This is a genomic window from Actinomycetota bacterium (assembly GCA_019347575.1).
Taxonomy (GTDB): Bacteria; Actinomycetota; Nitriliruptoria; order Nitriliruptorales; family Nitriliruptoraceae; genus JAHWKY01.
The window spans coordinates 1-2422 of the sequence record JAHWKY010000108.1 but is presented as its reverse complement, the minus strand read 5'-3'; the positions used below and the strand labels follow the sequence as shown (position 1 = coordinate 2422).

The window sequence follows — 2422 nt, the reverse complement described above, 5'->3', positions numbered from 1 at the left end:
CGGCTGGGACGCGTGCCTGTGCTTCGAGGCCGGTCAGCACACGCCGGAGGGCCAGGACGCCGTCGTGGTCAAGCGCAAGGCCGCGGGCACCCTGCGGGTGGAGGCCCACGGGCGCTCGGCGCACTCCGGTGCGGCGCCCGACCGCGGGCGCAACGCGCTGCTGGCCCTGGCCGATGCGGCGCAGCGCATCGCCGGACTCCACGATCCCCAGGGCGAGCAGCATCTCACCGCGGTGCCGACGGTGATGAGCGCCGGCGAGGTCTTCAACGTCGTCCCCGCTCACGGAGCCCTGACCTGCGACCTGCGTGCCGACGGACTGGGCGCCTTCCAAACGGTACTGGACGCCATTCCCTCCGAGCGCGAGGGAGTGCGCTTGGAGGCCGCCCTCCAGCGCCAGTGGCCGGGCATGGACTCGCGCGAGATCACCGGCGACCTGCTGGCCGCGGCCGGCGAGCGTCTGGGGCGCCCCATCGTGGGCACCGACCGCGGCGGGGCCAGCGACGCCAGCTACTTCGCCCCCGTGATCCCGCTCACCGTGGACGGCCTGGGCCCCTGCGGCGGTGGCGCCCATGCGCCGCACGAGTACGTCGATGCGGCCTCGCTGCATCCGCGTGCCGCGGTCGCCCTCGCGCTCGTCTCTGCGCTGACGCGGTAAGCGTCCCTCCCCCGCCCCCACGGCGCGGCGGAAATGCCTGCACCTGAAAGGCCGCGTGCACGGGCGCCGGGCACTTCGATAGGCTCCCGCCCGCAAACCTGCCGAGTCCCCGCCGCCACGGCGACGGGGAGTGGGGGACCCAGTGGCCGGCCTGACGAGGCCGGCAGGGGCGAATCGTCATCCCCAGTGACGTAGCGCTGCTCGTTCAGCGCGAGCCCGTCAGCTAACCCCGCAGGCTCAAGAACGAGAGGAACGCCGTCTGTGACACGCCTGTCCCGCCTGCTGCCCGTACCGGCGCTCGTCGCCAGCCTGATGGCCCTGCCGGTCGCCCCCGCCTCGAGCCACCACGACGACGACCACCACTGCACGCCCGACAAGCGTGGCGCGCTCGGTGAGCGCTGGCCGCTGTACAGGGGCGACGAGGGGCAGGACATCCGCGTCCTGCAGGACTTCCTCAACAAGCTCGGCGACGACCTGCGCATCGACGGCCAGTTCGGCCCGCGCACCCAGGCGGCGGTGGACGGCTGGAAGGGCGCCGTGGGGCGCAAGGAGGACGGCCGGATGACCTGCGGCGACATCCGGGTGCTGCGCGAGGCCATCGGCGGCGTGCCCGAGGAGGGCGGACGCGACAAGGGCCCGACCCCGGGGACCCTCCAGGAGGGCGAGCAGGCCCGCATCACCGAGGACGGCTTCGCGGTCGCTCCGGCCGGCGCACCCCAGGCGGTCAAGCAGATCATCGCCGCCGGCAACGAGATCGCCCACAAGCCCTACAGGTACGGCGGCGGCCACGGGCAGTGGGAGGACGACGGCTACGACTGCTCCGGCTCGGCCTCCTACGTGCTGCACGCGGCCGGGCTGCTCGAGAGCTCCAGGCCCTCGGGCGGCTGCGCCACGTCGCCCCCGGGGCCGAAGGTCACCGTGGTCACGCCGGCGGCGGCGCGCTTCTCCAGCAGCGCCTCGCCGGCCGGAACCACCGCCGTACCGCCGGGGGGCAGGGCGCGCAGCAGCACCGCCTTCTCGGCGGCCACGGCCTCGATCGAGCCCAGCTGCTCGAGGTGCACCGGTCCTACGTTGACCACCACACCGACGTCGGGCTCGGCGATCGCGGCCAGCTCGGCGATCTGTCCCGGCCCGCGCATGGCCATCTCGAGCACCAGCACCTCGGTGGCCGGCGGCGCCTCCAGCACGGTCAGCGGCAGTCCGATCTCGGTGTTGTAGTTGGCGCGGGTGGCCGTCACCGCGCGGTGGGGGGCGAGCATCGCGGCGAGCACGTCCTTGGTCGAGGTCTTCCCGGTCGAGCCGGTGATGCCCACCACCCGCGCGCCCAGCGCGCGCCGCCAGGCGGTGGCCAGGCGCTGGAGGGCGGCGAGCGGGTCGGTGGCGGCCAGCAGGGCGCCGGGCGGGCCGCAGCGTGCCGCCTCGGCGTGCTCGGGCGCCACGAGCACCCCCCAGGCGCCGTCGGCCAGCGCCTGCGCGGTGCCGCCCAGCCCGCGGTCGGAGACCGCGGCGCCCAGCAGGCCGAGCACCGCCGCGACGGCGGCGGCCACGGCCGCGGCGCGCCAGACGCGCGCCGAGCGCCGAGGACTCCAGCGCACGCGCCCCTCCAGGTGCAGCAGCGCCCAGGCCGCGGCGAGCAGCGCCGCCAGACAGACGGCCAGGGTCAGCGCCAGACGGCGCCCCGCGAGGATGCGCGAGCCGAGGTCGGCGCCCGCGTCGGCGAGCGCCGGGTCGAGGAAGGCCAGCGCGACCGCGGGCACCGTGGCCACC

The 2422-nt window shown here is 75.8% G+C and carries 3 protein-coding genes; 1 reads left to right on the top strand and 2 read right to left on the bottom strand.

The window, feature by feature from the left end; genetic code table 11:
• On the top strand, positions 1–655 hold a 655-nt coding region (locus tag KY469_22825; protein MBW3665925.1), incomplete at its 5' end, for a M20/M25/M40 family metallo-hydrolase.
• A 237-nt stretch (positions 656–892) separates the two neighbouring features.
• Here KY469_22825 and KY469_22820 read toward each other — a convergent pair.
• Both KY469_22820 and KY469_22815 read right to left on the bottom strand, forming a co-directional pair.
• Positions 893–1417: a hypothetical protein gene (locus KY469_22820; protein MBW3665924.1), complete on the bottom strand. Its 525-nt coding sequence runs from the start codon at positions 1415–1417 to the stop codon at positions 893–895.
• A gap of 71 nt (positions 1418–1488) precedes the next feature.
• Positions 1489–2422, bottom strand: a 934-nt coding sequence (locus KY469_22815) for a hypothetical protein (protein ID MBW3665923.1), incomplete at its 5' end; no start/stop codon positions are given.